The organism is Shimia marina, from assembly GCF_001458175.1.
GTDB lineage: Bacteria > Pseudomonadota > Alphaproteobacteria > Rhodobacterales > Rhodobacteraceae > Shimia > Shimia marina.
Genome location: NZ_CYPW01000017.1, coordinates 1 through 23,307, shown reverse-complemented (window position 1 = coordinate 23,307; position 23,307 = coordinate 1). Strand labels below are relative to the sequence as shown.

Below are 23,307 nucleotides of genomic sequence, written 5' to 3'. Positions count from 1 at the left end.
GGCTCACGCGCAATTGTGCCGAAGAGACAGGCGCAAGGTTGCACTCATTCCCCTAAACGCACATGTTTTGCTCAGAAGCCGACGCGCTGTCGGCCCGTTGTGAAACACCAAAGGAGAACCGATCGTGTTTTCTGACACTTTTACGGACAGGCGTCCGAACGCATCCGCTGTACGGATGCTTTTTCTCGCGTTGATGAGCACTGTCGTTGTCTTGGCGCAAGCCGTGACCGCACAGGCCCGCCCCGAAAGCTTTGCGGATCTGGCAGAAAAGATCAGCCCCGCAGTTGTGAATATCACCACCTCCACCGTGGTCGAAGGGCGCACAGGCCCTCAGAACATCGTGCCCGAAGGCTCGCCGTTTGAAGATTTCTTTCGGGAGTTTCAGGATCGTCAGGGCAACGGAGAACGCCCCCGCCGTTCCTCGGCACTTGGCTCGGGCTTTGTGATCTCTGCGGATGGTTTTGTTGTGACAAACAACCACGTCATTGAAGGCGCCGATGAAATTCTGGTGGAGTTCTTCGAAGGCGGAGAGCTTCCTGCCAAGGTGATTGGCACGGACAAGAACACCGACATCGCCTTGCTGAAAGTCGAATCTGACGAGCCTCTGGCGTTTGTCGAATTTGGCGACAGTGACATGGCGCGCGTGGGGGATTGGGTGATTGCCATGGGCAACCCGTTGGGACAGGGCTTTTCTGTCTCTGCCGGTATCGTGTCTCAGCGCGGCCGTGCTCTCGCCGGTGCCTATGACGACTACATCCAGACCGATGCAGCGATCAATCGGGGCAACTCCGGTGGCCCACTGTTTAACATGGATGGCGAAGTGGTTGGCGTGAACACGGCGATCCTGTCTCCCAATGGCGGCTCCATCGGCATCGGCTTCTCTATGGCCTCCAATGTGGTGACCCGCGTTATCGACCAGTTGCAAGAGTTTGGCGAAACCCGCCGTGGCTGGCTGGGTGTGCGCATTCAGGATGTGACCGAGGACATGGTGGAGGCCGTTGATGGTCTGCAAACTGCTTCCGGCGCCATGATCACGGATGTGCCGGAGGGCCCCGCCATGGAGGCCGGGATGCAGGCCGGTGATGTGATCATGACCTTTGATGGCCGCACTGTCGAAGATGTGCGGAGCCTTGTGCGCAGCGTTGGCAACACCTCCGTTGGCAAGACCGTGGATGTTGTGGTGCTGCGTGGCGGTGAAGAGGTGACGCTGGCTGTGACGCTGGGCCGCCGCGAAGAAGCCGAAGGTGCGGTGCCTGCAAGCCAGCCTGTGCCCTCCGAAGATCCAGTTGAAAAAGAGGTTCTTGGTCTGACCGTGTCTGTGCTCACGGATGACATGCGCGCCGAGATGGATCTCCCTGACAGCACCGAAGGGCTGTTGGTGAGTAATGTGGATGAGCTCTCCAAAGCCTATGAAAAAGGGCTGCGTGCCGGGGATGTCCTGACCGAAGCAGGCCAGCAGAAGCTGCGATCTGTGGCAGATCTCGAAGACCGCATCGAAGAAGCCACAGAGGCTGGTCGCAAATCCTTGCTGCTCTTGGTGCGCCGGGCAGGGGAGCCTCGTTTCGTGGCCCTCAATATCGAAGAGTAAGCTGACATCTTATGAAAAAACGACGGGCGCCTCCGAAGGGGGGCGCCCGTCATGGCAATCCGGCACTCGGCGTGCGCGTTGCGGCTGGCTGTTTGAGAGCCTGTCCCAGTGACGGTCAATGAAGTGACGGTGAGCGAGAGGGTTAAATCGTGTCTCTGGGCACGGCAATAAGGCCAAGGCGACGGGCACTTTCCATGGAGAGGATGGCACTGTCGAGGCCGCCAGTGTTCTGATAGCGCCGGATAGCGGCGCGGGTGCGCCCGTCTCGCGTGCCTGTGACGGGCCCGTAATAATGTCCCCGGACCTTAAGCGCGCGCTGCAAAGAGGCTGTGAACTCTTCGGTCCAGATCTCCTCACAAGGGCTCTCAAACCACAGCTCCCGCCGCTCTTTGAGAATGCGCTGTTGTGTCTCTGTGCGAAAAATCCCCGGTGACAGAACCGTGCCATCGGCCAGAACTTCTGGCGGTTGCACCATGATCTGCTCACTGACGGTTTCCACAACGGCAGGCGTCACATCCCGCCCCCAGCAGCTTCCGGGCCTCGCCCCGGGGGGGGCTCCGGCATCCTCTGCGCGCAGAATTTCTGGTTCACTGAAGGCCGCAAGATAGGGCGCATCGGCAATGGTTTGTTGACAGCCGCTCAGGCACAGCGTGGATGTGAGCGCTGTGACGGCAAAAACCGATCGTGCGACAAAATATGCGGGCATGCTCGCGCCTCATGTGTTTTGCCCGTTGTAGCGCCTTTTGTCGCGCAGCGAAACTCTGTCATGTTGTTGAGAGCAGGGCTCTTCTGGTGCAGGCCGTGGTGGTGTTCCAATGCGGGCCACTGAAGGGGCTACGCAACATTTGAGGGAACAAATGAAGAAAATCTGCGACCTGTCGCAAGGGGACATAACAGATGTCGCAAAAGGGGGTGGAAGCAGCAGCCCCCCTTGACTAACTAGAAATGCGAACAGTTTCACCTAGAGGAGCCAGACATGGCAAAAATCACCTATGTCGAGCATAACGGAACCGAACATGTTGTAGAGGTCGCCAACGGGCTGACCGTCATGGAAGGCGCGCGCGACAACAACATTCCGGGCATTGAAGGCGACTGCGGCGGCGCCTGTGCCTGTTCGACCTGCCATGTCTATGTGGATCCGGCCTGGGTGGAGAAGATCCCGGCCAAGGATGACATGGAAGAAGACATGCTGGATTTTGCCTATGAGCCCGATCCTGCCACCTCCCGTTTGACCTGTCAGATGAAAGTCACAGACGCCATGGATGGTCTGGTTGTGAAAATGCCAGAGAAGCAAATCTGATGGTGAGGAAGGCGCGCCGTTGCATGCGCCGCGCATGGCCAGTGCTGTGCGCGGGGCTGATGGTGGCGGGGGCGCCTGCCACAGCAGAAATCACTGCTGCCCGCTATCAGCAGGAAACCACGCGCTACGCCCATGGCGTGCTTGGAGATGCGATTGAATATGGCGCTCTAGAGCTGACCTTGCAAAACGGCCAGCGCCTTTTGATCACCTTGCCCCAAGATCGCGTGTTTGAGGACATTGCGCCGCGCCTCTTCGATATGGATGGGGACGGCGCCCCCGAAGTGATCGTCGTGGAAAGCAGTCAGAGCGCAGGGGCGCGTCTGGCGATCTATGATGCCAAAGGGCTGCGCGCCGCCACGCCCTATATCGGTCAGCGCAATCGCTGGCTTGCCCCCATTGGGGCCGCAGATCTGGACGGCGACGGCGCTGTCGAGATCGCCTATATTGACCGACCTCATCTGGCCAAAACCCTGCGTGTCTGGCGCTTTCAAGACGATCAGCTCACCGAAGTGGCCAGCCTGACGGGGCTGACCAATCACCGCATCGGTGAGGATTTCATCTCCGGCGGCATCCGCGATTGCGGTCAGGGGCCTGAGATGATCACGGCAGACGGCGCCTGGCGCAGTGTGGTTGCCACCGGCTTTGACGGCACGGGGCTGAGCGGCGAGACACTCGGCCCTTTCACCGGTCAGGCCGCTTTCGAAGCCGCGCTCACATGCGCCTCCCGCTGATTTCATATGGCCGGAAATATCCCGGGGTCAATTGATCGCCGCGCGCTCAAGAGGGGCTGGCCCCTCTGCCTCTACCGCATCGTGCCATCACTGGCGGAATAGATGTGGCGCGTGCCAATGGCACCCAGCGACTGAAACAGGCTTGTGGTGTTGGAGACGCCAAACTTCTTGAGCAACTTGCCCCGGTGGACTTCCACCGTACGGTTGCTCATCTCCAGCTTGAGCGCGATTTCCTTGCTGGTCAGCCCTTCCGCCAACAATGAAAACACTTCCCGTTCGCGTCGCGTAAGTGCCTGATAAGGGCGGGTGTCGGAAATGTCGGCAAAGCTCCAGACAGCGCGCTGCAAAGGTTCTTCCGGTGTGAACGTATGGCCGCGCACCCGACACCAGAACATCTCACCACCGCGCCGCATCATAACGCGTTCATCCCAATAGAAGTTGCCCTCTCGCAGCTCCTGGACACCGCGATTGCGAATATTGGTGAATTCTTCCTGTGTGGGATAGAGAATGGCAAAAGTGCTGTCTTTGAGCGCCGCGCGCTCATAGCGGAACATCTCCGCGAAAGTGTCGTTGCAATCCCGGATGACCCGGTTTTCCGTCACCACGATGCCCACGGGTGCGAAGCTGAAGGCCAGCTCCACAAAGTCGCCCGAGGCGTAGGCCTCTGCCACCGAAATGGTCATGTCTTCTCCCCCTGATTGTGGGGAGGATAGGGCGCTGCTCCTCTTGGTGCAACGCCCGCACTACTACCTACCCTTGGCTCAGAGCGCGCGCCAGCCGATGTCGCGGCGGTAAAACCCACCGGGCCAGTCAATCGCAGCGACCATCGCATAGGCCCGGTCGCGCGCCTCCTGAAGACTCGCCCCGCGTGCCGTAACGTTCAAAACACGGCCTCCGCTGGCTGTGATCTGCCCATCTTTGACGGTGGTGCCTGCGTGAAACACCATGTTTTTGCTGTCCTGTGGCAGCGCGTCCAGCCCGCCAATCACAGAGCCTTTTTCATAGGCACCGGGATAGCCATTCGCCGCCATCACCACGGTGATCGCATGATCATCGGCCCAGTTCACCTGCGCCTCATGCAGGCGTTCTTCGGCTGCAGCCTGCATCAGATCCAGCGCCTGCGCGCCAAGACGCATCATCAGCACCTGACATTCCGGGTCGCCAAAGCGCACGTTGTATTCCACCAGTCGGGGCTGACCGTCTTTGATCATGAACCCGGCATAGAGCACCCCTTGGTAGGGCGTGCCGCGCTTGGCCATCTCATCAATGGTGGGTTGCACAATCTGATCGAGCGCTTTCTGGGCCACATCATCTGACAGAACCGGCGCAGGCGAATAGGCCCCCATGCCGCCGGTGTTGAGCCCCGTGTCACCTTCACCCACACGTTTGTGGTCTTGCGCGGTGCCAATGGGCAGCGCGGTCTTGCCGTCACACAGAATGAAGAAAGAGGCTTCTTCGCCCTCCATGAATTCTTCGACAACCACTTCAGCACCGGCACCACCAAAGGCACCACCGAACATGTCATCTACAGCGTCCAGCGCGGTTTGCAGATCCATCGCCACGATCACGCCTTTGCCTGCGGCCAGACCGTCTGCCTTCACCACAATCGGCGCGCCTTGGTCGCGGATATAGGCTTTCGCGGCATCTGCAGCGGTGAAATGCCCATAGGCTGCGGTGGGCGCGTTGGCGGCGTCACAGATTTCTTTGGTGAAGCTTTTGGAGGCTTCCAGCTTGGCGGCCGCTTGTGAGGGGCCAAACACCAGCACGCCTGCCTCGCGCAGCCGATCGGCCACGCCTGCGGCCAAGGGGGCTTCTGGCCCGACAATGACAAAATCAATCGCATTGGCGACCACAAAGGTCACAACCTCCGCGCCATCTTCGATGTCAAAGCTTGCGCATTCCGCAATCTGCGCAATCCCAGCGTTGCCCGGCGCGACAATCAATTTATCGCATTTGGGGTTCTGCATCACTGCCCATGCCAGCGCATGCTCACGTCCACCGCTGCCCAGAATAAGAATGTTCATAATGCCGCCTTCCGCTTGGCCTCCGCTTGTGGGCGTTCTAAGGTGGGTGCGCACAGGAAACAAGGGAACTGAGCGCCGCATCCATGTCAGATCTGATCGACGACCCGAGAGAGGGCGAAAACGCTCCGGAATTTAGCGTCACCGAATTGTCCGGGGCGATCAAACGGATGATTGAGGGCGAGTTTTCCCATGTGCGCATCAAAGGCGAGGTGGGGCGTGTGTCCTTCCCGCGCTCCGGCCATGTTTATCTCGATCTCAAAGATGATCGCTCCGTGATTGCCGCCGTGATGTGGAAAGGCGTTGCCGCCCGCGTCTCCACGCGCCCCGAAGAGGGGATGGAAGTGGTCGCCACCGGGCGTCTTACCACCTTCCCCGGTCAGTCCAAATATCAGTTGATGATTGATGACATCAAGCCAGCGGGTGTGGGCGCGTTGATGGCGATGCTAGAAAAGCGCAAAGCCATGTTGCAGGCCGAAGGTCTGTTCGCGTCGGAGCGTAAGAAACCTCTGCCCTTTCTTCCTGAAATCATCGGTGTGGTGACCTCGCCCAGTGGGGCGGTGATCCGTGACATTTTACATCGTCTGCGCGATCGCTTTCCGCGCAAAGTCCTGCTGTGGCCGGTGGCTGTTCAGGGCGAACAATGCGCGACGCAGGTGGCCAATGCCATTGAGGGCTTTAACAAGCTCACGCCCGGCGGGGCCATGCCGCGCCCGGATTTGATCATTGTAGCGCGTGGTGGCGGCAGTCTCGAAGATCTCTGGGGCTTTAACGAAGAGGTGGTGGCGCGCGCGGCTGCGGCCTCTGACATTCCGCTGATCTCTGCGGTGGGCCATGAAACCGACACCACATTGATTGATTTTGTGTCTGACAAACGGGCCCCCACGCCCACGGCGGCGGCAGAGCTTGCCGTGCCGGTACGGCTTGAACTGCTGGCTTGGGTTGAAGAGCAGGGCGCCCGCCTGACGCGTGGGTTGGAGCAGGGTTTGCGCCAGCGGGATCAGCGTCTGCGCGACCTGTCGCGCGCGCTGCCGCGCGCTGATGCGCTGCTGCAAACGCCCCGCCAGCGGCTCGACACCGCCGCAGATACTTTGCCACGGGCCCTGCAATCCGGCGTTCAGTCGCGTCGGGTGGCTCTGGCAGAGAAAAGTGGTGGCCTCAGCGACAGAACCCTGCTGCGAATGATTGAAATTCAGCGCCAGCGGCTGGGACGCTCTGCTGACCGCCTGTCCCCTGAGGCGCTTGGGCGTGACATTCGCCAAAAGAAAGACAAGCTTCAGAGTACGGTACAGCGGCTCCAGTTTCTGGGGGAACGCCAGACCAGCAAACTGCGCGGTCAGTTGGACAGCCTCGCAGGGCTGGCAGAGGCTTACAGTTATACCAATACCTTACAGCGCGGCTTTGCCTTGGTCCGTGGGGATGGGGCGCTTGTCAAAACGGCAGAAGCCGCACGCGCGGCGCAGGTTCTGGAGCTGGAATTTGCGGATGGCCGTATGACCGTCGGGCAGAGCGACACGCCTCCGCCAACGCCACCTACGGCCCCTGCCAAACCTGCGGAAAAACCCGCGCCCAAGACCGCGCCCAAGGCCAAAACGCTTCCTCCAGAGCAGGGCAGCCTGTTTTAAGCGTCACACGCCCACGTCCGGTCCCAAGCAAATCATCTCGTCACCGGCGGCTTCCAGTTCATAAAGCACAGTCCCGTCAGGGTCGTTTTCAAACTTCGCTGTCAGCCCGTCGGCCCCTGCATAAAAGCTCCAGCATTGCGGGGCTGTGGTGTCCTCATACAGAAAGCAGATCTGCCCGCTGTCTTCATACCAGAAGCCGTCTTTGCATTGCTGTTTCCCATCCAGGAAAGACCAGCGCACGCGGCGGTTGGGCAGATATTTTTCCACGCCGTATTTGCCGCCGTCCGCTTCAAAAAATAGCGTCTTGCCTGCGGTATAAGCTTCAAACTCCGCAGCCGTCATTGCCTCTTGGGCAAGGGCCGGGCCGCTCAACAAGCTGGCCAGAAAAATCCATCGTATCATCATGAGCGTATGCTGCCTTAGCTTGGTCCGTCAAGCCAGCCTTATCGTTGTGATGCGCGCAGTTTTGCCACACGCGCGTCCATCACCCGCCGCCACATGCGCGGCCAGAGCGCCAATGTGGCCATGAGCGGCAGCGAGCGTGGCAGGATTGGCATGCTGACCACGTCCAGTTTGAGCGCCGGGTAATCGCGGCTCGGCGTGGTGTGATGGTCAGAATGGCGCGGGGCATTGAGCATAAGGGCGGAGGTATAAAGCTGCGGCGCGTTCCAGCTGTGGCTTGGCCCCACCGGCTCCGGTTTGCCGCTCTCTCGTAGTTTACGGTGCAGGCCATAGTGTTGCACGTAATCTGACAACAACAGCTGCATCGTGCCATAACTTGCCAGCGTGATATAGGCCACGACAGCCGCTGCCCCGCCCACAAACGCTGCCAGCAACAGAAATCCTGCGGCCCCTCCGACATAGAGCACATAGGGATGCAGCCCCAATGCCCGCGCGCCCGCGCGCCCGCGCAAGGTGTTTTCCGCCTCCAGCCCCGCTGTGAAAGAGCCGATCCAGGCGCGTGGCCAGAACTGATAAAAACTTTCTCCATCGCGCGCGCTGTTTGGGTCCCGCTCTGTTGCCACCCACACGTGATGCACCTTGGTATGTGCCGAAGTATGATGCCCAAACAGCAAAGAAATATAGACCCACATGCCCAATCGGCGCGGCAGGCGGGCAGGTTTGTGGATCAGCTCATGGGCATTGGCATTGCTCACCTGCCCAAAGAAAAGACCAAACGCCAGAAAACAGCAAAGCTTCGCGCCAAGGCTTATGCCGGTCAGCCCAGCCAGCGCGCCCACTGCGATCCCCATAAGGGGGAAATGCGCCAGCCCTAGAAACAGCGACAGCCTGAGGCCAGAGGGGAACTCGCCATCCTCCCCGGTCTTCGCCGCAGCGCCCTGCACCAGCCGATCCATCACATGCACAAGCAGCCCCATATACAGCAGCGCAGCCACGGCCCAAGGGCCGCCCATCAGCCCGGCCAGCGCCAAAAGCACCACGGGAATCGTTGTAGCGATCCAGAACCAGACCATGATATATTCCCTCCAAAGCGCTGCGGTCTTTCACCGTGCCGGAAAATTATCTGCAGCTTGTGGCAGTGCAAAGCCATGCGATACGGATATTTCCAGAGATTGCACATTTTTCTTAGGGAATCTTATTGACTCGGCCCAAACCATCTTTAAAAGGCGGGCTTCAAGAGATTTACACGGGGAAACTGTACCCCGCGCAGGAGAAGCACAATGGCGAAGCCGACGACCATCAAGATCCGTCTGAACTCGACAGCGGGCACTGGCCATTTCTACGTGACCAAGAAGAACGCACGTACCATGACCGAAAAGATGGTCGTACGCAAATACGACCCGGTGGTGCGCAAGCATGTCGAGTACAAAGAAGGTAAGATCAAATAAGATCCCCCTCTGAGACACATGCAAGAGCCGCGCCAGACCAAGGCGCGGCTTTTTGCTTTGAGGGGAGCCGCGCCTGAGAAAAACACTAGAATCGTTTTCTTCAGGAGGGTCCCCCATGCCCCGCCCATTCTTTATTCGCCCCGCATCCAGTGATGATAGCGCGGCGCTTTCCAGCCTCTATCAGAGGTCCTATCCCGAGCTGCTGCCTGCGGATTATTCCGATGAAGTCTTGGCAGGAGCTTTGCCGCTTTTCGAAACAGCCCAGACCGCGCTCTTGTCCTGTGGGACTTATTTTATTGCGGAATGTGCCGAGACGGACGCTATTGTCGGGGCAGGCGGTTGGACCGATCTCTCCCCCTCTCGTGGCGTCAGTGGCACAGACCTTGGGCATATGCGCCATGTTGCCACTCGCCCAGATTGGCTGCGGCGTGGCGTTGCGCGGGCGCTGATTGATGTGGCCTTGGCTTCTGCTGAGGCGCATGGCATGCGCCAGATGAGCTGCATGAGCACCTACACAGCCCGCCCCTTTTATGAGGCCATGGGATTTGAAGAGGCTGCTGAGGTGGAATTGACACTCGCACCCGGAGTGCATTTTCCGGCCGTGCAGATGACCCGCCGCCTTGCGGATCCGTGCTTGGCCTGACGCGGGTAGGGGACGTTCTGCGCGCCTATTAAAGTGTTATAGTGGCAAGAAAAAAGGCCGGTCACAATGACCGACCTTTTCCTGCTTCATATCTGATTGGCTTACTCGCGGTTGCCGAACAGCTGCAGCAGCATCATGAACATGTTGATGAAGTTCAGATAGAGGCTCAGCGCGCCCATGATGGCGGATTTGCCCAGCCACTCGCTGTCACCGTGGTGCGCATGTGCCAGATAGGTGTTCTTGATGTTCTGCGTGTCATAAGCGGTCAGGCCAGCAAAGATCAGCACGCCGATCACGGAGATTGCGAAGGACATCGCAGAAGAGGCGATGAAGATGTTCACAATAGACGCCACGATCAGACCAATCAGACCCATGATCAGGAAGGTGCCGATTGGGCCAAGATCACGCTTGGTGGTGTAGCCGTAAAGAGACAGGCCCGCGAAAGCGATGGCCGTGATCAGGAAGACCTGCACGATGGACTCGCCAGTGAACACCAGGAAGATGGAACTGATCGACAGGCCCATAACGCCGGCGAAGACATAGAACACCAGCTGCGCTGCGGCGGCAGACATGCGGTTGATTGCGGCGCTGAAGCCAAAGACAAACAGCAACGGTGCAAACATGATCACCCATTTCAGGGGGGAGCCATAGATCGCATAGCCGAAGGACGTCAGGAATTTATCTGCGGACAGCTGTGCCACGGCAGCGCTTGGATCTGCGGTGACGGCCAGACCGGCCACGGCCCAGGCGGCGGCAAATGTGATCAGCATGCCCACGGACATGGTGCCGTAGACTTTGTTCATATGGGCGCGCAGGCCCGCGTCAATATCTGCTGTGCGCGCGCCAATGCCGCTGCGCAATGTGTCGAATTCAGCCATCAAAGCCTCCGAGTTACCTTTATTGTACCCAAAACAACGGTTTCGGGTGTTTCACGGCTAAATATCGGTGACGGGAGCTGTAAATTCAAGGATTTCCGGTGTCAGCGCGGGCGAAAAACCCGCGCTGATTTTAGGCAGTGCGTATTGCGGCGGTGTTAGCCCTTCCAATGGGCAGGCACGTCCCAAGCGGTACGCTTCAGTTCTTCTTGCACATCGGCATTTGTGAGGCCGAGGTCATCGAGGGCAAAGCTGTCTAGCTGTGCCAACTGGCGCCGTTGACGCCGCACAGCGGCCGCTTGTTTCAGGCGGGAGAGAATAGATTTACCTGCGGCAGGGGCTGCTGAGGGGATGCTGATGAAAGCCATGAGTCGCTCCTTTCCTAAATTGCGATTGTTTTCGTAGTCTGCATCAAATTACTTGATGTATATGGTGCGACAGGTGTATCTTGAAAGCGAATGTTTGTGACGAACTTCATCACGGATCATGATGTATGATCAAGAATACTGATTTTAATGAGGAAATTTATGCGAAATCTTGATGTCACCACGCTCAGAAGTTTTGTTGCGGTTGCGGATATGGGCGGCGTGACCAAGGCCGCAGGCTTTCTGCATCTCACCCAATCGGCCGTGTCCATGCAGCTTAAGCGGCTGGAAGAGTTGATTGGGGTTTCCTTGTTGGACCGTTCTGGGCGCGGCATCGCGCTCACCCCTGAGGGGGAGCAGATGCTGGGGTACGCCCGACGCATGGTGACCTTGAACGATGAAATCATGCGCCGCCTTTCCGACGATGAGTTTGAAGGCGCGATTTCGCTTGGCGTGCCGCATGACATTGTCTACCCGGCCATTCCCCGCGTGTTGCAACAGTTCAGTGCGGCCTACCCACGGGTGAAGGTGAACCTGATTTCTTCCTACACGCTGCAACTCAAAGAGATCTTTGAGAAGGGCGAGGTTGATCTGATCATCACAACAGAGTCCAAGACCCCTGAAACAGCGGAGGGGCTCTGTGCGCTGCCTCTGGTCTGGATTGGTGCGCCAGGCGGAGCAGGGTGGCGACGGCGCCCACTCCCTTTTGCTTCTGCGCGGCAATGTGTGTTCCGTCAGCGCGCCATTGCAGCCTTGGACAAAGCTGGCGTGGAGTGGGAGTCAGCACTGGAAACCGAATCTGATCGCACCGTTGAAGCCACCATCGCCGCAGATCTCGGGGTGGGCGAGATGATCCTTGGCACCGAGCCACCGCATCTTGAGGTGATCGAACACGGTGGTGCTTTGCCCGAACTGGGAGAGCAGCACATCAACATGTATGGTGCAGAGCAGGCCAAGGGCGATGTTGTCGCCCATTTGGCCGAGTTGTTGCGCAAGAGTTTCCAGCCGATGCGCCCGCAGATCGACGCCCCGGTGCGCTTGGGAATCGTCAGTTGACGGAGACAACCACCTTGCCGGTGGATTTGCGACTGCTCAACAGATCGTAGGCGGCTGCTGATTCTGACAGTGGCAACACATGGCTGACGTGCGGTGACAGCTTGCCCTCGCCATACCAGCCAAAGAGGGTGCGCATGCTGTTGGCGATGACCTGTGGCTTAAAGGCCATATATCCTCCCCAATATAGGCCCATCACGGTGAGGTTCTTCACCAAAAGGTGATTGGCCGGGATCTGGGGAATATCGCCAGAGGCGAACCCAATGGGCAGCAGGCGCGCCTCAGGCCGGCAGGCGCGGAAGGCGGCCTTGAACTGCTCGCCGCCCACCGGATCATACACAACATCCGCACCACCCAAGGCTTTGACCTCCGCACGGATGTCGGCATCGGTGGCGTCAATCAGGTGGTCCGCACCAGCAGACTTTGCAACCTCAAGTTTATCTCGCCCACGTGCGCAAGCAATCACATTGGCCCCCATTAGCTTGCCCAGCTCCACCGCTGTCAGACCCACGCCCCCGGCGGCGCCCAGTACGAGCAGGTTTTCACCCGGTTGCAGGCGTGCGCGATAGTCAAGCGCGACATGGCTGGTGCCATAGGCCACAGGGAAAGCGGCGGCATCTTCAAAACGCATGTTATCGGGAATGGGCACCGCGCCAGCAGCGTCATAAACGCCATATTCTGCGAGGCCCCCGCTGCCGCCAAACACCAGAACGCGGGTGCCAATGGCGGGCCCTTTTACGCCGTCGCCAAGCGCGTCCACTTCTCCGGCAACCTCCATTCCCAGCGTAAAGGGAACCGGCGGTGTGGCCTGATAGGTGCCCTTGATCATCAGCAGATCACCGAAGTTCAATGCGCAGGCCCGGATCTTCACACGGATCTGACCAGGGCCGGGGTCCGGCACCGGCAAATCAACCAATGAGGGTGGGGCGTCGTGGGATGTGACTTGGAATGCGCGCATGGTTCTCTCCTCGTGATAGGGCGATTACACATCCTAACGCGCGCAAGTCAAAGATGACGCTGTGAAAACCGCTGATTGTGACTTCACGTCACGGGGATGCGGGTCCTTGTGCGAATAGGCGGCAAACTGGAGACAATTCATGCGTGTAAAAGCCAGCAAATGCTTAACTTTGACAGCAATTTGGAGCTCTTGATTATAAGGCCAGAACTGCTAAGGTGAACCATCGCGAATGGGATGCGCGAGAACTTCACTTGTAATTGCAGTGCCGCCTTCGGGCGTACGCGAAGTTGTTGTGCTATCCTGCTAAGAGATTCTTAAGGAGACGTGGGATGACACATCCGGTGGACGTACATGTTGGGAAGAAGATCCGGCAGCGTCGTTGGTTGACGGGGATGACCCAACAGCAATTGGCGGAGCAGGTCGGGATCAAGTTCCAGCAAATCCAGAAGTACGAGACCGGGGCCAATCGGGTCAGCGCCTCTCGTCTCTGGGACATTTCCGATGCTCTGGATGTTCCGGTGAGCTTCTTCTTTGAAGGTCTGGAAAATGACAAAGATGGCGGCGGAACACAGTCGGTGCCCTCTGACATTATGGGTGACAAAGAAGCGCTGGATCTGATCCGCAGCTACTATGCGATCCCGGAAAACCAGCGTCGTCGCCTGTTTGAGCTTGCGCGAGTGCTGAGCGACGTTGCTTGAGTTTGATTCCGCTCTGAGCTAGGTCCTTGGCGACCAGCTCAGAGTGGAGATGAACCTCATGACCTACGATCGTGATGCATTGGTAGCCGTGGCTGACGCCATGGCGGATGCGGCGAGATCTGCCATTCTTCCCCATTTTCGCAACCGCGGCCTGACAGCTGACAACAAGCTGACGGGCGGGTTTGATCCGGTGACCGTGGCTGACCGCGCCGCAGAACAAGCCATGCGCGCCGTGCTGCAAGAGCAGCGCCCGCAGGATGCCATCTTGGGAGAAGAGTTTGGCAATCAGCCCGGCACAAGCGGGCTGATCTGGGTGTTGGATCCGATCGACGGCACGCGGGGCTTCATCACCGGAACGCCCACTTGGGGGGTGTTGATTGCTGTGTCTGATGACAATGGTCCCATCTATGGCGTCGTCGATCAGCCCTATATCGGGGAGCGATTTCGCGGCGGCCTCGGTGTGGCCGAGGCGCAAGGCCCCATGGGCACGACAGCCTTTCATACGCGGCAAACGGCGCAGCTTTCGGAGGCCACGTTGTTTTCCACCTTCCCCGAAGTGGGGACCGAGGCAGAACGTCAAGCCTTTGAGCGCGTGTCTAAAAATGTCAAACTGACCCGCTATGGCATGGATTGCTATGCCTATGCGCTTGTGGCGGTGGGGCAGGTGGATCTGGTGATCGAGGCGGGGTTGAATGCTTATGATATTCAGGCGCCGATTGCCGTGATCGAAGCCGCTGGCGGGCTTGTGACCAACTGGCAGGGTGCGCCGGTCCACATGGGTGGTCAAGTGGTGGCTGCCGCCAATGCCGAACTTCATCAGCAAGCTCTGGAGCTTCTTAACGCGGGGTGAGCCGCCCGGGCTGACACCTCTGGGCTTGATTGCATGGTCTGCTGCCCTCTATGGTAGCTGCGCGCTGCGAGTCCTTTGCCCGTATTCTGTCGCTGCGCCTCAGGAAACGCATCCGAATCGGGCCATATTTTTGGCCCTAGGAGTGCGCATATGTCCGCAAGCAACAGTTATCTGATCACCGCAGCACGGATTGTGGTCACCATGGATGATGACCGGCGTGAGTTGCCTGATCAGGATGTGCGCATCGCCAATGGTGTGATCGCTGAAATCGGCCCCAATTTGGACCCGCAGGGCGCAGAGGTGATCCGCGCAGAGGGCTGTGTGGTGACGCCCGGTCTGGTCAACACCCACCACCACCTCTACCAAACCCTGACCCGTGCGGTGCCCGGCGGTCAGGACGCTCTGCTGTTTGGGTGGCTAAAAACCCTCTACCCAATCTGGTCGCGCTTTGGCCCAGAGGAGATGCATGTCTCAGCTCTGGTCGGGTTGTCAGAGTTGGCTTTGTCCGGCTGCACGCTGACCTCCGATCATCTTTACCTGTATCCCAATGGGGCGCGCCTGGATGACACGATCGCCGCAGCGGGCCAGATTGGCATGCGCTTTCATCCAACACGCGGTGCCATGAGCATCGGAGAAAGCGACGGCGGTCTGCCACCGGATATGCTGGTGGAAAAGGAAGCAGATATTCTGGAGGATGCCATTCGACTGATCGACCTGCACCATGATGCTGCCGAGGGTAGCATGGTGCGCGTTGGAATCGCGCCATGTTCTCCCTTCTCTGTCAGCCGCGATCTGATGCGTGAGGCTGCTCTCTTGGCGCGAGACAAATCTGTCATGCTCCATACGCACCTCGCTGAGAACGACGAAGACATCGCCTATTCCCTTGCCACCTTCGGTTGTCGTCCCGGACAATACGCCGAAGAGCTCGGCTGGGTGGGGGAAGATGTGTGGCACGCCCATTGCGTGAAACTTGACCAAACGGAAATTGATCTCTTTGCCCGCACCAAGACAGGCGTGGCGCATTGCCCATGTTCCAATTGTCGTCTGGGCAGCGGCATCGCCCCGGTTCGCGCCATGCGGGATGCGGGGGTGCCTGTAGGATTGGGGGTGGATGGGTCTGCCTCCAATGATGCGGGCAATCTGATTCTTGAGGCCCGTCAGGCCATGTTGTTGCAACGTGTTGCGCGGGGCGCAGATGCCATGAGCGCACGGGAGGCGCTGGAGATTGCCACGCGAGGTGGGGCGGAGATTCTGGGACGTCACGACTGTGGTCAGATCGCGGTGGGCAAGCGTGCGGATCTGGCGCTCTGGGATGTGTCGGGCATCGAAGCTGCAGGGAGTTGGGATCCGGTGGCCCTTCTGCTGGCGGGGCCGACGACGGTGCGGGATCTTTTTGTTGAGGGCCGCCAAATCGTGCGCGATGGTCAGGTGACGACCCTTGATCTGCGGGCTGTGATTGCCCTGCAAAATGCTTTGGCCCGCGCATTGGCGGAATAAAGCGTTTCGGGTTTTACCTATGGCAGTGTCTTCGCGTCTCAAGCTAAGCCCGAAACGCGACAGGCCTTGGGCCTAGGCAAGCTTACGGTTCTATGGGGTGCGAAAAACGAAAGGCGCTGAGAGTTCTCTCAGCGCCTTTTCGGTTTGATCCAAATGGAGCGGGCGAGGCGATTCGAACGCCCGACCCTAACCTTGGCAAGGTTATGCTCTACCCCTGAGCTACGCCCGCACCGTTTGGATGGCCGTGATTTACCCATCCCGCCGGGGGACCGCAAGAGCAAAAATCACAGAAATTCCCCCTGAGGGGCGATTATTTTTCAGAGCGTCTTATTGTGAGCAGGGCAGTCAGAAACGCGAAAAGGCGCGGATGCTTCCACGCCTTTTTCACAAGTTCCCTAGGAAATTCCATTCTCTCCATCTTGGGAGATTTTGGAGCGGGCGAGGCGATTCGAACGCCCGACCCTAACCTTGGCAAGGTTATGCTCTACCCCTGAGCTACGCCCGCTTCCTTGGGTGAGGCGTGAAATATAAAGACTCGCGGTGGGCTGCAAGAGGAAAATGCACTTGGGTGAAAAATATTTGGATTTCTTGTGCCGGAATTCATGACACCCTGCGTTTTACCTTTCACAGCCAACTCAAAGTGATGCTTACAGTTATGAACCGACGTAAACTCCTCTTGGCCTTTCTGGCCTGCCCCATCTTGGCCGCTGCCCCGGCCTTTTCACATGAGGGCCATGGCGTGTCTCATGTCAAAACCAGCGTTACGCTGCGCAAACGTCGGGGGCGGACCCTGCATTTGATCGTGACTTTCCTCAATCAGGGGCGCGATGCGGTGATGCTGGAGACTGTGGCAGTCGAAAACGCGCAGGTGCTGAATGCGGTGAAAACCGCTGTGCCAGCAGGTGCTTTGGTCGAGGCGCCCGTTTCGCTGCGCTTTCACGACGATGTGCCAGGGATTTTCACGCTCATGCTGGACTTTGGAGAACACGGCAAAGGACCGGTGACGGTCACGCTATAATAAGAGAGGTGGGAAATAATAAGAGAGGTGGGAAATCGGATGTCCTTCACGGGAGATGCAAAAATCGCTGCTTTGGTGCTGGCCCTTGCATTGGGATTCGTGGCGAAAGCGGAGGCACAGGGGCGCCCACCTCTGCGGGTTCATACCGCCACGCAATCCCAGACCCTCGCGCTTGTGGCTGCCACCCGCTCCGCCGGGCGCGCGTTGGTCAAGATTACAGAGCAGGGCACCTCCCGGATCATCAAAGCCAATGGCGTGCCCGATCACAAAATTGGCCGGTTCCCCAATCGCGGCAACCCACATCGGATCAAAGCACAGTCCTATCGCTTTGCGGTGCCGCTGAAACCAAATCCTCAGGGTGCGGCGGCACGCCCTCTAAAACGCTCTCTATTTGGTGTGGCGCTGAACGGGGTGCCTTTTGACCCGGCAGCGGCAGAATTCTGGCAAGGCAATCCGCGATCCGGCTGGCAATACGAAGCCTTGGGCGGCGCTGTGCCGCTCGGGCTGGATGCCAACTATGGCCATGTGCAACCCAATGGCGCCTATCACTATCATGGCTTGCCCATTGGCTTGCTCAACCGTCTCGGCTGGTCGCCCCGTCAACCGTCGCCATTGGTCGGCTATGCCGCAGACGGTTTTCCGATTTATGCCATCACTGCCGTCCAGAATGGCCAGTTGGTGGAAATGACAAGTTCCTATCAGCTCAATCCGGGCCGCCGCCCTGCGGGTGGCCCGCCCGGGCAGCATGACGGCACTTTTGTGCAAGACTATATATATGTCGCAGGATCGGGCCGTCTGGATGCTTGCAACGGCGCGGTTGTGACCACGCAAGAGACCCCGCAGGGCACCTATGCTTATTTCCTCACAGAGGCGTTTCCGGTGATTCCCCGCTGCCACAAATGCACGCCTGACCTCAGTTTTCGAAAGCGACGCTGACCGGCCGCGCGGCGAACAGGAGCCGCGCAGGGGGCTGGCCCGTCAAATAATGAGAGTTGCGCGGATCACCCCCCAGCCCCCCTATTAGAGGTCCGCTTCAAACATGTTCTTGGGGTTTTTGATCTATATCATTGATTTTGTTTATAAAATCAAGATTTTATGTCCATTCCGTGCCCGTCGGTCGTGCCTAGGGTGCGACATTTTATTTTGATCTGCGTCAAATACGGAGATTGCGAGCACCGGCAGAGCCAACTAAAACGGCTGGGAACAGGCGGCATCGGCGAGATTCCGCGAGCCAGTAAACATACCAGCAGGAGGCGAGGCATGGCAGACGCAGCCATTTCAGGCCACGACCATGAAGACGAGCGAGGGTTTTTCACTCGTTGGTTTATGTCCACCAACCATAAAGACATTGGTCTTCTCTATCTGATCGTCTCGGCCCTGGCCGGTTTGATCTCAGTTTTCTTCACCGTATTGATGCGCATGGAGCTTATGGATCCAGGCGTGCAATACATGTGTCTGGAAGGCGCGCGCTTCTTTGGCGGTGGCGAAGGCCCCTGTACGCCAAACGGCCATCTCTGGAACGTTCTGATCACCTATCACGGCGTTCTGATGATGTTCTTCGTGGTGATTCCCGCGCTCTTCGGTGGCTTTGGCAACTACTTCATGCCGCTGCAGATCGGTGCGCCGGACATGGCGTTCCCACGGATGAATAACCTCAGCTTCTGGCTCTATGTCGCTGGTACCGCGCTGGGTGTGGCCTCCATGCTGGCGCCGGGCGGCAACGACCAATTGGGCTCTGGTGTGGGTTGGGTTCTGTATCCACCGCTCTCCACCAATGAAGGCGGCATGTCCATGGACCTCGCGATCTTTGCGGTCCACGTCTCCGGTGCCTCCTCCATCCTGGGTGCGATCAACATCATCACCACCTTCCTGAACATGCGTGCCCCTGGCATGACCCTGTTCAAAGTGCCTCTGTTTGCATGGTCCATCTTCGTGACCGCATGGCTGATCCTTCTGGCGCTGCCAGTTCTGGCCGGTGCGATCACCATGTTGCTGACAGACCGTAACTTCGGCACCACCTTCTTTGATCCTGCTGGCGGCGGTGACCCGATCCTGTATCAACACATCCTGTGGTTCTTCGGCCACCCGGAAGTGTATATCGTGATCCTGCCGGGCTTCGGCATCATCTCTCACGTGATTGCCACCTTTGCGCGTAAGCCGGTCTTCGGCTACCTGCCAATGGTCTGGGCGATCATCGCGATTGGCGCGCTGGGCTTTGTTGTCTGGGCACACCATATGTACACCGCCGGCATGTCCCTGACCCAGCAGTCCTACTTCATGCTGGCCACCATGGTCATCGCGGTGCCGACGGGTGTGAAAATCTTCTCTTGGATCGCCACTATGTGGGGCGGCTCCATCGAGTTCAAAACACCCATGCTCTGGGCCTTTGGTTTCCTCTTCCTCTTCACCATGGGCGGCGTGACCGGCATCGTGCTGTCGCAAGCCTCTGTGGACCGCTACTACCACGACACATATTATGTGGTGGCGCACTTCCACTATGTGATGAGCTTGGGCGCGGTCTTTGCGATCTTCGCTGGCATCTACTTCTACTTTGGCAAAATGACCGGTCGTCATTACCCAGAGTGGGCCGGCAAGCTGCACTTCTGGCTGTTCTTCATCGGCGCCAACCTGACCTTCTTCCCACAGCACTTCTTGGGCCGTCAGGGCATGCCACGTCGTTACATCGACTATCCGGAAGCCTTTGCATATTGGAACAAGATCAGCTCCTACGGCGCGTTTATCTCCTTTGCGTCCTTCCTGTTCTTCTTCGGTGTGGTGTTCTACTCCCTGTTCGCAGGTCGCCGCGTGACCGAGAACAACTACTGGAACGAATACGCAGACACTCTGGAATGGACTCTGCCGAGCCCACCCCCAGAGCACACCTTCGAAATCCTGCCCAAGCAGGAAGACTGGGACAAAGGCCACAGCCACTAAGCTGACGCTGTTTCAGGATTGAGATTGAAAGGCTCCGATTGCACAGGCATCGGGGCCTTTTTCTTTGAGCGCTCTGCCGCGCCTGTGGGCGGTTCTTCTGCCCACAGATCGTAAAACAACCGCGCGCTGATCCGGCCTGTGTCTCTAATCGTAACGGAAAAGAGCAGGCAGAGTGGGGGCAGAAACTGTGGCATGTCGTGGGGGCGGTCCGCGTGCTTTGAGGCTTGAGCATCTTGGCGTAAGGTCCGCAAAACAGGGCAGGGGGGAGCGCAAACCACCTGATCGCGCCCTACCGTTTTTGAGAAGAGATAAACCGATGCCGTACCGCTGGACAGAAACCGCGTCTCCCCAAGGTCCCGCCCTGACCTTGTGGCCACACCGTTCATTGCCGCGACGGGGATTTGCCGCGATGGTGCTCTTTGCCTTTGTGATGGGGGTCATCCCATTGTTCGGCGTGTTGGGAACGGTTCTGTTGTGGGGGATTCTGCCGTTTATTCTGGTGATGGTGGCCGGGCTCTGGTGGGGGCTGGAGCGCTCTTACAGGGATGGGGACATTCTGGAGGAACTGACACTGTCAGGAGATGAACTGCGCCTTTGCCACAAGCCCGCCCGTGGCACCGCTCAGGAATGGGCGTGCAATATCTATTGGGTCAGGGTGGAGATGCATGTGACCGGTGGCCCCGTGCCGCATTATGTGACCCTGTCTGGAAATGGACGTCAGGTTGAGATCGGCCGTTTCCTCTCTGAGGAGGAGCGCAAACAGCTCTATGGTGAGCTGGACGATTTTCTGCGCCGGAGCGTTGCTGCTTCGCGTTGAGCTGCGGTCGGTGTCTTAACACATAGGGCAAACCGCGCTGTTTTGAGGGCGAGGAAACACCACCTCCGCACTACCGTTGGAATACCGACGCAATACCGACATGTGAAATCCCCCGATTCGGAGGCGCTGAATAGCTTAACAGGGCACCATTCAAAGCAGGCGGAAGCTCCCGCCGCCAGAGCTGCGCAGCAAGCTGCTTGTCTGGCGTTGGGCGTGGCTCAAGGCTGACGCCTTGAGCCTATGCCATCCCGCCACGAATCAACCCTTCGGCTATCCGGCCGTAGGCTGCGGCCATATCACTCTCGCCTGCTGCAATGGGCGTGCCCCCATCACCGGCAAGGCGCGTGTCCAGATCGATCGGCAGGGCGCCCAACAAAGGTACGCCAAGTTTCTCAGCTTCAGCAGCCACACCGCCGTGGCCAAAGATATGAGATTCGTGACCACACTTGGGGCAGTGAAACAGGCTCATGTTCTCGACCAGCCCAAGCACAGGTGTCTTCAATTGATCAAACATGCCAAGGGCTTTGCGGGCGTCCAGGAGAGCAACATCCTGCGGCGTGCTCACCACAATTGCACCGGTCAGTTCCGTCTTTTGACAGAGCGTCAGCTGCACGTCACCTGTGCCCGGAGGCAGATCGACGATCAGCACATCCAGCTCGCCCCATTGCACCTGCGTGAGCATTTGTTGCAGGGCCCCCATCAACATAGGCCCCCGCCACACGACCGGTTTGTCCTCTTCCAGCATCAAGCCGAGGGACATCACTGTTACGCCATGTGCCTTTAGAGGCATGATGGTTTTGCCATCCGGAGAGGCCGGGCGTTTGTGCACGCCCATCATGCGCGGCTGGCTTGGCCCGTAGATATCAGCGTCCAGGAGGCCGACTTTGCGCCCCTGTTTGGCAAGGGCGACGGCCAGATTGGAACTGACGGTGGATTTGCCAACACCGCCCTTGCCAGATCCAACCGCTAAGATACGCGCCACCCCAGCCACCTTCATCGGCCCAGCCTGCGGTTTTGGATGGCCGCCGATTTTCAGGCTCGGGGCCGCAGGCTTGGCGGAGGGTGCCTCCGTATGTGCGGTCACCGCAACCTGCACCGAGTCGACACCGTCCAACGCGGCAACGCTTGCTTCTGCAGCTTTGCGCAGCGGCTCCATCAGTCGGGCAATTTCTGCGTTCGGTGCTTCGATGACAAACTGCACATTTTTTTCGCGAATGCTTAGGGCGCGAACAAAGTCTCTGGAAATAAGGTTTCCACCACCTGGCAATTCCAATTTAGCCAAAATAGCCTGAATTTCGTCCTTAGTGATTGGCATGCTGAACTCCTATGCTGCAAGTGCAAAATGCGAGCAAAATCTCGTTTATCATGTAGTAAAAATTTCACATTTCTTCAACCAAATCCGCATCTTGCTCATTTTTTGCGCAGTTTACCTTAACGTAACTTCCGCTATACCCTAGGTGCATAACTGCTTTGCGAGACCGTCTATTGTGCAGTCGCAGCATAACCCTATATCACCAATCACAAGACAACAGACGATACGCCTGACTGAGAGAGACGACATGGCATATGTAGCAAATCACGCTGAAACAGCAGTTTCCAAGGCATCCGGCCTTTCGGTCTTTTTCGCAAATGTTGCGGAGCGTGTTCGCAAACATCGCGTCTATCGCGAGACCGTTAGTGAGCTGAGCGCACTGTCTAACCGTGAGCTGGCAGACCTTGGTTTGCATCGCTCCATGATCCGCCGCTTGGCCCTCGAAGCCAGCCGCGACGCATAAGACTTTCGGAGAACCATTCCTCCCTTTTGGTTCTCCATGACTGCGACGATGCCTCTCCTCCTCCCTGGTGTCGTCGTAGGGAACACCGGACCAGAAAGGTCCAAACCAGATCAAGTCTCTCCTCTCCTCCTCCCTGGAGTGGCTTGAACAAAGCGACGATGCCTCTCCTCCTCCCTGGTATCGTCGCAGCTTATTCGGGCTCAACGCCCACCGGAATCAAGCGGTCTCTCTCCTCCTCCCTGAGACCTCTTGAGACTAGAGCGACGGCACCTCTCCTCCTCCCTGGTGTCGTCGCGCAGAATTCGGGCTTAACGCCCACCGGAATCAAGGGATCTCTCTCCTCCTCCCTGAGATCTCTTGAGACTAGAGCGGCAGCACCTCTCCTCCTCCCTGGTGCTGCCGCACTTGAAATTCGCCTCCCGCGAGGCACCGGTATCAAAGGGCTCTTTCCTCCTCCCTGAGCCTTTTGTGTGAAGCGCGGCGACATCTCTCCTCCTCCCTGATGTCGCCGCTGCTCCCCTTCAACATCATCAGTTGCCAATCCTGAAGCGGTTCCTCCCAAGCTGCGCACAGCAAAAGACGCTCCGAAGAGCGCCTTTATGTTCTGTTCGTGAAATCTGGTTGACCCAGCCCCCTGAAATCGGGCCATTGAGATGTTAGTAATCCGTCCAAGCAAAGGATGGACAATGAAACGCAGATTTTCGGACGA

Annotated in this window: 25 protein-coding genes and 2 tRNA genes; 15 read left to right on the top strand and 12 right to left on the bottom strand. The window is 58.3% G+C overall.

All coding sequences use genetic code 11. From position 1 onward, the window contains the following. The first annotated feature begins 175 nt into the window (after window positions 1–175). Entirely contained in the window at window positions 176–1,588 is a 1,413-nt protein-coding gene (locus SHM7688_RS08360; RefSeq protein WP_083498997.1) for a Do family serine endopeptidase, read from the top strand. 142 nt (window positions 1,589–1,730) lie between these two features. Here SHM7688_RS08360 and SHM7688_RS08355 read toward each other — a convergent pair whose 3' ends face one another. Beyond that, entirely contained in the window at window positions 1,731–2,294 is a 564-nt protein-coding gene (locus SHM7688_RS08355) for a peptidoglycan-binding domain-containing protein (RefSeq protein WP_083498996.1), read from the bottom strand. A 270-nt stretch (window positions 2,295–2,564) separates the two neighbouring features. Here SHM7688_RS08355 and SHM7688_RS08350 point away from each other — a divergent pair, with 270 nt between their 5' ends. Together SHM7688_RS08350 and SHM7688_RS08345 are read left to right on the top strand one after the other, a co-directional pair. Further along, complete coding sequence (locus SHM7688_RS08350) at window positions 2,565–2,888, top strand: 2Fe-2S iron-sulfur cluster-binding protein (protein ID WP_058239485.1); 324 nt, start codon at window positions 2,565–2,567, stop codon at window positions 2,886–2,888. Window positions 2,889–2,911: 23 nt separating this feature from the next. Further along, on the top strand, window positions 2,912–3,619 hold the full coding sequence (locus tag SHM7688_RS08345; protein ID WP_058239484.1) for an FG-GAP repeat domain-containing protein: 708 nt from the start codon (window positions 2,912–2,914) through the stop codon (window positions 3,617–3,619). A 71-nt stretch (window positions 3,620–3,690) separates the two neighbouring features. Here the strand turns inward: SHM7688_RS08345 and SHM7688_RS08340 are convergent, their stop codons facing one another. Further along, window positions 3,691–4,302 (bottom strand): LuxR C-terminal-related transcriptional regulator, encoded by a 612-nt coding sequence (locus SHM7688_RS08340; RefSeq protein WP_058239483.1) that lies wholly within the window; start codon window positions 4,300–4,302, stop codon window positions 3,691–3,693. Window positions 4,303–4,380: 78 nt separating this feature from the next. Beyond that, window positions 4,381–5,643, bottom strand: coding sequence for a phosphoribosylamine--glycine ligase (purD, locus tag SHM7688_RS08335; RefSeq protein ID WP_058239482.1), 1,263 nt, complete (start codon window positions 5,641–5,643; stop codon window positions 4,381–4,383). 83 nt (window positions 5,644–5,726) lie between these two features. On the opposite strand from purD, the gene xseA reads away from it, so the two are divergent. Further along, entirely contained in the window at window positions 5,727–7,265 is a 1,539-nt protein-coding gene (gene xseA / locus SHM7688_RS08330; protein ID WP_058239481.1) for an exodeoxyribonuclease VII large subunit, read from the top strand. 3 nt (window positions 7,266–7,268) lie between these two features. Here xseA and SHM7688_RS08325 read toward each other — a convergent pair whose 3' ends face one another. Further along, complete coding sequence (locus tag SHM7688_RS08325) at window positions 7,269–7,670, bottom strand: hypothetical protein (protein ID WP_058239480.1); 402 nt, start codon at window positions 7,668–7,670, stop codon at window positions 7,269–7,271. Between the two features lie 38 nt (window positions 7,671–7,708). Further along, complete coding sequence (locus SHM7688_RS08320) at window positions 7,709–8,740, bottom strand: alkane 1-monooxygenase (RefSeq protein ID WP_058239479.1); 1,032 nt, start codon at window positions 8,738–8,740, stop codon at window positions 7,709–7,711. A 207-nt stretch (window positions 8,741–8,947) separates the two neighbouring features. On the opposite strand from SHM7688_RS08320, the gene rpmG reads away from it, so the two are divergent. After that, a complete protein-coding gene (gene rpmG / locus SHM7688_RS08315) occupies window positions 8,948–9,115 on the top strand; it encodes a 50S ribosomal protein L33 (protein WP_007814563.1) in 168 nt (55 codons plus the stop codon). Between the two features lie 115 nt (window positions 9,116–9,230). Beyond that, the gene (locus tag SHM7688_RS08310; protein WP_058239478.1) at window positions 9,231–9,758 is read left to right on the top strand and encodes a GNAT family N-acetyltransferase; all 528 of its coding nucleotides are present in this window, start codon (window positions 9,231–9,233) and stop codon (window positions 9,756–9,758) included. Between the two features lie 101 nt (window positions 9,759–9,859). Here SHM7688_RS08310 and SHM7688_RS08305 read toward each other — a convergent pair whose 3' ends face one another. After that, complete coding sequence (locus SHM7688_RS08305; RefSeq protein ID WP_058239477.1) at window positions 9,860–10,636, bottom strand: Bax inhibitor-1/YccA family protein; 777 nt, start codon at window positions 10,634–10,636, stop codon at window positions 9,860–9,862. A 155-nt stretch (window positions 10,637–10,791) separates the two neighbouring features. Further along, window positions 10,792–11,001 carry a DUF1127 domain-containing protein gene (locus SHM7688_RS08300; RefSeq protein WP_058239476.1) on the bottom strand — a complete coding sequence of 70 codons (210 nt, stop codon included), beginning with the start codon at window positions 10,999–11,001 and terminating at the stop codon, window positions 10,792–10,794. Window positions 11,002–11,160: 159 nt separating this feature from the next. Between SHM7688_RS08300 and SHM7688_RS08295 the strand changes: the two genes are divergently transcribed. After that, the gene (locus SHM7688_RS08295) at window positions 11,161–12,054 is read left to right on the top strand and encodes a LysR family transcriptional regulator (protein ID WP_058239475.1); all 894 of its coding nucleotides are present in this window, start codon (window positions 11,161–11,163) and stop codon (window positions 12,052–12,054) included. Here SHM7688_RS08295 and SHM7688_RS08290 read toward each other — a convergent pair. Next, window positions 12,047–13,009, bottom strand: a complete 963-nt coding sequence (locus SHM7688_RS08290) for an NADPH:quinone oxidoreductase family protein (protein ID WP_058239474.1) — start codon at window positions 13,007–13,009, stop codon at window positions 12,047–12,049. The two genes, SHM7688_RS08295 and SHM7688_RS08290, sit on opposite strands and share 8 nt — an antisense overlap. 329 nt (window positions 13,010–13,338) lie before the next feature. On the opposite strand from SHM7688_RS08290, the gene SHM7688_RS08285 reads away from it, so the two are divergent. The 3 genes from SHM7688_RS08285 to SHM7688_RS08275 all read left to right on the top strand — a co-directional run bounded on the left by SHM7688_RS08285 (window position 13,339) and on the right by SHM7688_RS08275 (window position 16,054). Next, entirely contained in the window at window positions 13,339–13,707 is a 369-nt protein-coding gene (locus SHM7688_RS08285; RefSeq protein ID WP_058239473.1) for a helix-turn-helix domain-containing protein, read from the top strand. Between the two features lie 58 nt (window positions 13,708–13,765). Then, window positions 13,766–14,557, top strand: coding sequence for a histidinol-phosphatase (hisN, locus tag SHM7688_RS08280; protein ID WP_058239695.1), 792 nt, complete (start codon window positions 13,766–13,768; stop codon window positions 14,555–14,557). Between the two features lie 150 nt (window positions 14,558–14,707). Further along, a complete protein-coding gene (locus SHM7688_RS08275) occupies window positions 14,708–16,054 on the top strand; it encodes an 8-oxoguanine deaminase (protein ID WP_058239472.1) in 1,347 nt (448 codons plus the stop codon). Window positions 16,055–16,208: 154 nt separating this feature from the next. On the opposite strand, the gene SHM7688_RS08270 is transcribed toward SHM7688_RS08275, so the two are convergent. Both SHM7688_RS08270 and SHM7688_RS08265 read right to left on the bottom strand, forming a co-directional pair. Then, window positions 16,209–16,283 (bottom strand) — tRNA-Gly (locus tag SHM7688_RS08270). Window positions 16,284–16,484: 201 nt separating this feature from the next. Then, window positions 16,485–16,559: transfer RNA gene (locus SHM7688_RS08265), tRNA-Gly, on the bottom strand. A 150-nt stretch (window positions 16,560–16,709) separates the two neighbouring features. Here SHM7688_RS08265 and SHM7688_RS08260 point away from each other — a divergent pair. The 4 genes from SHM7688_RS08260 (at window position 16,710) to SHM7688_RS08240 (ending at window position 20,823) form a co-directional block, all read left to right on the top strand. Next, window positions 16,710–17,072 carry a hypothetical protein gene (locus SHM7688_RS08260; protein WP_144432527.1) on the top strand — a complete coding sequence of 121 codons (363 nt, stop codon included), beginning with the start codon at window positions 16,710–16,712 and terminating at the stop codon, window positions 17,070–17,072. 39 nt (window positions 17,073–17,111) lie between these two features. Further along, window positions 17,112–18,008: a YHYH protein gene (locus SHM7688_RS08255; RefSeq protein WP_058239470.1), complete on the top strand. Its 897-nt coding sequence runs from the start codon at window positions 17,112–17,114 to the stop codon at window positions 18,006–18,008. Between the two features lie 324 nt (window positions 18,009–18,332). Then, window positions 18,333–20,006, top strand: coding sequence for a cytochrome c oxidase subunit I (gene ctaD, locus SHM7688_RS08250; protein ID WP_058239469.1), 1,674 nt, complete (start codon window positions 18,333–18,335; stop codon window positions 20,004–20,006). A 316-nt stretch (window positions 20,007–20,322) separates the two neighbouring features. Continuing rightward, the gene (locus SHM7688_RS08240; protein WP_058239467.1) at window positions 20,323–20,823 is read left to right on the top strand and encodes a DUF2244 domain-containing protein; all 501 of its coding nucleotides are present in this window, start codon (window positions 20,323–20,325) and stop codon (window positions 20,821–20,823) included. A 238-nt stretch (window positions 20,824–21,061) separates the two neighbouring features. Here SHM7688_RS08240 and SHM7688_RS08235 read toward each other — a convergent pair whose 3' ends face one another. Then, on the bottom strand, window positions 21,062–22,138 hold the full coding sequence (locus SHM7688_RS08235; protein ID WP_058239466.1) for an Mrp/NBP35 family ATP-binding protein: 1,077 nt from the start codon (window positions 22,136–22,138) through the stop codon (window positions 21,062–21,064). 244 nt (window positions 22,139–22,382) lie between these two features. Between SHM7688_RS08235 and SHM7688_RS08230 the strand changes: the two genes are divergently transcribed. Beyond that, window positions 22,383–22,598, top strand: a complete 216-nt coding sequence (locus SHM7688_RS08230; protein ID WP_058239465.1) for a DUF1127 domain-containing protein — start codon at window positions 22,383–22,385, stop codon at window positions 22,596–22,598. 190 nt (window positions 22,599–22,788) lie between these two features. Here SHM7688_RS08230 and SHM7688_RS20030 read toward each other — a convergent pair. Further along, a partial coding sequence (locus SHM7688_RS20030; protein WP_233486603.1) for a hypothetical protein occupies window positions 22,789–23,307 on the bottom strand: 519 nt, incomplete at its 5' end.

What these genes read in the sequence shown, in the direction of transcription:
- SHM7688_RS08360 (WP_083498997.1), top strand. Translation starts at nt 176, where the DNA reads ATGCTTTTTCTCGCGTTGATGAGCACTGTCGTTGTCTTGGCGCAAGCC.
- SHM7688_RS08355 (WP_083498996.1), bottom strand. Translation starts at nt 2,294, where the DNA reads ATGCCCGCATATTTTGTCGCACGATCGGTTTTTGCCGTCACAGCGCTC.
- SHM7688_RS08350 (WP_058239485.1), top strand. Translation starts at nt 2,565, where the DNA reads ATGGCAAAAATCACCTATGTCGAGCATAACGGAACCGAACATGTTGTA.
- SHM7688_RS08345 (WP_058239484.1), top strand. Translation starts at nt 2,912, where the DNA reads ATGCGCCGCGCATGGCCAGTGCTGTGCGCGGGGCTGATGGTGGCGGGG.
- SHM7688_RS08340 (WP_058239483.1), bottom strand. Translation starts at nt 4,302, where the DNA reads ATGACCATTTCGGTGGCAGAGGCCTACGCCTCGGGCGACTTTGTGGAG.
- purD (WP_058239482.1), bottom strand. Translation starts at nt 5,643, where the DNA reads ATGAACATTCTTATTCTGGGCAGCGGTGGACGTGAGCATGCGCTGGCA.
- xseA (WP_058239481.1), top strand. Translation starts at nt 5,727, where the DNA reads ATGTCAGATCTGATCGACGACCCGAGAGAGGGCGAAAACGCTCCGGAA.
- SHM7688_RS08325 (WP_058239480.1), bottom strand. Translation starts at nt 7,670, where the DNA reads ATGATGATACGATGGATTTTTCTGGCCAGCTTGTTGAGCGGCCCGGCC.
- SHM7688_RS08320 (WP_058239479.1), bottom strand. Translation starts at nt 8,740, where the DNA reads ATGGTCTGGTTCTGGATCGCTACAACGATTCCCGTGGTGCTTTTGGCG.
- rpmG (WP_007814563.1), top strand. Translation starts at nt 8,948, where the DNA reads ATGGCGAAGCCGACGACCATCAAGATCCGTCTGAACTCGACAGCGGGC.
- SHM7688_RS08310 (WP_058239478.1), top strand. Translation starts at nt 9,231, where the DNA reads ATGCCCCGCCCATTCTTTATTCGCCCCGCATCCAGTGATGATAGCGCG.
- SHM7688_RS08305 (WP_058239477.1), bottom strand. Translation starts at nt 10,636, where the DNA reads ATGGCTGAATTCGACACATTGCGCAGCGGCATTGGCGCGCGCACAGCA.
- SHM7688_RS08300 (WP_058239476.1), bottom strand. Translation starts at nt 11,001, where the DNA reads ATGGCTTTCATCAGCATCCCCTCAGCAGCCCCTGCCGCAGGTAAATCT.
- SHM7688_RS08295 (WP_058239475.1), top strand. Translation starts at nt 11,161, where the DNA reads ATGCGAAATCTTGATGTCACCACGCTCAGAAGTTTTGTTGCGGTTGCG.
- SHM7688_RS08290 (WP_058239474.1), bottom strand. Translation starts at nt 13,009, where the DNA reads ATGCGCGCATTCCAAGTCACATCCCACGACGCCCCACCCTCATTGGTT.
- SHM7688_RS08285 (WP_058239473.1), top strand. Translation starts at nt 13,339, where the DNA reads ATGACACATCCGGTGGACGTACATGTTGGGAAGAAGATCCGGCAGCGT.
- hisN (WP_058239695.1), top strand. Translation starts at nt 13,766, where the DNA reads ATGACCTACGATCGTGATGCATTGGTAGCCGTGGCTGACGCCATGGCG.
- SHM7688_RS08275 (WP_058239472.1), top strand. Translation starts at nt 14,708, where the DNA reads ATGTCCGCAAGCAACAGTTATCTGATCACCGCAGCACGGATTGTGGTC.
- SHM7688_RS08260 (WP_144432527.1), top strand. Translation starts at nt 16,710, where the DNA reads ATGAACCGACGTAAACTCCTCTTGGCCTTTCTGGCCTGCCCCATCTTG.
- SHM7688_RS08255 (WP_058239470.1), top strand. Translation starts at nt 17,112, where the DNA reads ATGTCCTTCACGGGAGATGCAAAAATCGCTGCTTTGGTGCTGGCCCTT.
- ctaD (WP_058239469.1), top strand. Translation starts at nt 18,333, where the DNA reads ATGGCAGACGCAGCCATTTCAGGCCACGACCATGAAGACGAGCGAGGG.
- SHM7688_RS08240 (WP_058239467.1), top strand. Translation starts at nt 20,323, where the DNA reads ATGCCGTACCGCTGGACAGAAACCGCGTCTCCCCAAGGTCCCGCCCTG.
- SHM7688_RS08235 (WP_058239466.1), bottom strand. Translation starts at nt 22,138, where the DNA reads ATGCCAATCACTAAGGACGAAATTCAGGCTATTTTGGCTAAATTGGAA.
- SHM7688_RS08230 (WP_058239465.1), top strand. Translation starts at nt 22,383, where the DNA reads ATGGCATATGTAGCAAATCACGCTGAAACAGCAGTTTCCAAGGCATCC.